The following is a 3001-nucleotide window of genomic DNA, read 5'->3' as shown; positions in this document are numbered from 1 at the left end:
CGCCCCGCCCTCTACGGGCACGGCCTCCTCGGCAGCGAGGGCGAGGTCGACGCGGGCAACGTCAAGGCGATGGCGGCCGAGCACGGCTTCGTCTTCTGCGCGACCAAGTGGATCGGCATGTCCGACGAGGACGTCCCGAACGTGATCACGGCGCTCGCCGACCTCACCCGCTTCCGGACGGTCGCCGACCGCCTCCAGCAGAGCCTGCTCGACTTCACCTACCTCGGCCGGGCCATGACCCGCGGGTTCGCCTCGAACAAGGCGTTCCAGAACGGCGCGGGCGGCTCCGTGATCGACACCCGGGCCGAACTGACCTACGACGGCAACAGCCAGGGCGGCATCATGGGCGGCGCCCTCACCGCCGTGTCCCCCGACATCCGGCGGGCCGTCCTCGGCGTCCCGGCGATGAACTACAGCACGCTGCTCAACCGCAGCGCCGACTTCCCCGAGTACGCGCAGGTCCTCGACCTGTTCTACCCGGACAAGCTCGACCAGCAGATCGGCCTCGCGCTGATCCAGATGCTGTGGGACCGCGGCGAGGCCAACGGCTACGCCCAGCACATGACCGATGATCCGCTGCCGGACACGCCCGCGCACCGGGTGCTGATGCACGTGGCCTTCGGCGACCACCAGGTGGCGCCCGTCGCCGCCGAGGTCGAGGCGCGCACCATCGGCGCCCGTGTCCACGCGCCGGCCGTCCAGCCGGGCCGCAACCCGGACACGGTGCCGTACTGGGGCATCTCGACGTTCGGCTCGTCCTACGACGGATCCGCCATGGTCGTGTGGGACAGCGGCTCCCCTGCGCCGCCGCTGACGAACACCCCGCCGACGCAGGGCCGCGACCCGCACTCCGACCCGCGCAACAACGCCGACGCGCGCCGCCAGAAGGCGACGTTCCTGAAGACGGGCACGGTCGTGGACGTGTGCGGAGGGGGACCCTGCGTCATCGCCCCCTGACCCCCACCTGAGAAGATCGGAGCATGCTCCAGGTCTGCCCGAACGGGCCCCGGACCGAGGGCGTGCCGGTCTCGCCGGAGGAGGTCGCCTTCGCGGTCCGCATCGCCGCCGACGTCGGCGCGCAGGACGTGCACCTGCATCCGAAGGACGACGCGGGCGCCGACACCCTGGACGCGTCCCGCGTCGCGGAGACCGTCGCGGCCGTGCGCGCGTCGACCCCGTCCATCCAGGTCGGCGTCACCACGGGCGCGTGGACGGCGCCCGATCCGGCCGAGCGCGCCGCGCTGATCCGGTCCTGGACCGTCCTGCCCGACCACGCGTCGGTGAACTTCCACGAGGACGGCGCCGAACTCGTCGCCGAGGCGCTGTTCGAGCGGGGCGTCGCGATCGAGGCGGGCCTGTTCTCCGGCACCGACGCCACCGAGCGGTTCCTGCGCTGGCCGCACGTCCACCACGTGCTGCGGATCCTCGCGGAGGTCACCGACACCGACCCGCGGACCGCGACCGGCACCGCCAAGGCGCTCCTGCACGCCATCGGCACCGGGCACGACCGCGCGATCCTGCTGCACGGCGAGGACGGCGGCGCCTGGCCGGTGCTGCGCCTCGCCGCCCGGCACAACCTCGACGTCCGGATCGGGCTGGAGGACACCCTCACCCTCCCCGACGGCTCCCCCGCCGGCGACAACGCCACCCTGGTCCAGACGGCCCGCGCGCTGCTCGCCCCGTAGCCGCGGGTCAGGAGCGCGGGTTGTGGCCGGCGGCGTCCAGCCGCGCCCAGTCGGCCTCCCACAGCGCGTCGCGGTGCCGGTCGCAGCGGCGCCGCACGAGGGCGTAGGCGAGCAGCACCGGCAGCGCGCAGCCGAGGACGGCGGCGGCGCCCGCGTAGACCGCGTCGGTCACCGTGCGGCTGTGCGGCCGGGGGCGCACGGTCGGGTCGCCGTTCCGGTCGATCCAGATCGTGCGGTGCGCGCCGACCTCGACGTTCTTCCAGCTCGGCAGCGTCCCGATGTGCGGCTCGCCGCCCGGTCCCGGCCAGGTCGCCTGGACGGTCTCGTGGATGTAGCGGTCGCTGGTCGAGCCGACCCCGCCGGTCGAGGTGACCGTGGCGACGACCTGGTGCCGGTTCGCGCGCTCGGCGTGCTCGGCGTGCGTCCCGGCGCCGTAGGACCACGAGACGGTCAGCGCCGCCAGCGGCGGAGCGGCGCCGAGCAGCAGCAGGAGCAGCCCGAGGGCCACCAGCCGCTGGACGCGGTCCACCCGGCGGCGCAGCCCGCTCGGCTCCAGGCCGAGCCGGCGGCGCAGCCTGCGGACGGGCGTGCCTCCGCGACGGATGCCGGACCTGCGCATCTGCGTTCACCTCCCCGGGGATCGCCCTCCCGGCAAGAGGTCTTCAACCTTCTTTACCGAGGATATTCCCGAGTTCGTTGATCGGCACATCGCCGGTGGCCGAATCCTTTCCCGGATCGCGCCCGATATGCCCGGTTGATGACCGTTTTAGGTCATCGTCCGGACCCGTGGCCTCACCCGGCACGCCCTCCGGGGCGCCCCGCCGCGCCCCGACCGCCAGCGCCAGCAGGGCCCCGAGCGCGCACATCCCCGCGGTGATCCAGAAGATCTCCTGGTACTCAGTGCGCAGCGCGTCCTGCAGCGCCGCGTTGTACACCTCCATCTGCCGCGCGAACTCCGCCTTCGACATCAGGAACGGCAGCGGCGGCTTCAGATCGGCCGTCAGCGCGTGGAACCGGTAGAACCCCCACCCCGACAGCGCCGAGACGCCGAGCAGCATCCCCATCATCCGCGCCACCACCACCGCCGCCGACGCCACGCCGTGCCGCCCCGCCGGGACGAACGCCAGCACCGCCGACGACACCGGCGCGATCACCAGGCCGAGACCGAGACCGGTCACCACCAGATCGACGTCCATCCGCGGGAGCGGCCCGTACGAGGCGTCCGCCAGATCCGCCGGCCAGCCCGCGATCAGCAGGTAGCCGACCGCGGAGACCGCCATCCCGGCCACCATCGGCCACCGCTCCCCCACCCGCCG

3 protein-coding genes and 1 pseudogene are annotated in these 3001 nt (G+C 73.6%); 2 read left to right on the top strand and 2 right to left on the bottom strand.

The genetic code is table 11. The annotated features are described in order from the left end of the window. Together E1284_RS39820 and E1284_RS39815 are read left to right on the top strand one after the other, a co-directional pair. A pseudogene (locus E1284_RS39820) lies at positions 1-957 on the top strand (hypothetical protein); the annotation flags it as partial. 23 nt (positions 958-980) lie between these two features. Beyond that, the gene (locus E1284_RS39815; protein WP_131945299.1) at positions 981-1685 is read left to right on the top strand and encodes a 3-keto-5-aminohexanoate cleavage protein; all 705 of its coding nucleotides are present in this window, start codon (positions 981-983) and stop codon (positions 1683-1685) included. Between the two features lie 7 nt (positions 1686-1692). On the opposite strand, the gene E1284_RS39810 is transcribed toward E1284_RS39815, so the two are convergent. Both E1284_RS39810 and E1284_RS39805 read right to left on the bottom strand, forming a co-directional pair. Beyond that, positions 1693-2304 carry an Rv1733c family protein gene (locus E1284_RS39810; protein WP_131945298.1) on the bottom strand — a complete coding sequence of 204 codons (612 nt, stop codon included), beginning with the start codon at positions 2302-2304 and terminating at the stop codon, positions 1693-1695. A gap of 43 nt (positions 2305-2347) precedes the next feature. Further along, positions 2348-2965, bottom strand: a complete 618-nt coding sequence (locus tag E1284_RS39805; RefSeq protein ID WP_243715035.1) for an MFS transporter — start codon at positions 2963-2965, stop codon at positions 2348-2350. Between the last annotated feature and the right edge of the window lie 36 nt (positions 2966-3001).

The organism is Actinomadura bangladeshensis (assembly GCF_004348335.1).
Classification (GTDB): Bacteria; Actinomycetota; Actinomycetes; order Streptosporangiales; family Streptosporangiaceae; genus Spirillospora; species Spirillospora bangladeshensis.
The sequence above is the reverse complement of the archived record's forward strand: the minus strand, read 5'-3'. Positions and strand labels throughout refer to the sequence as shown.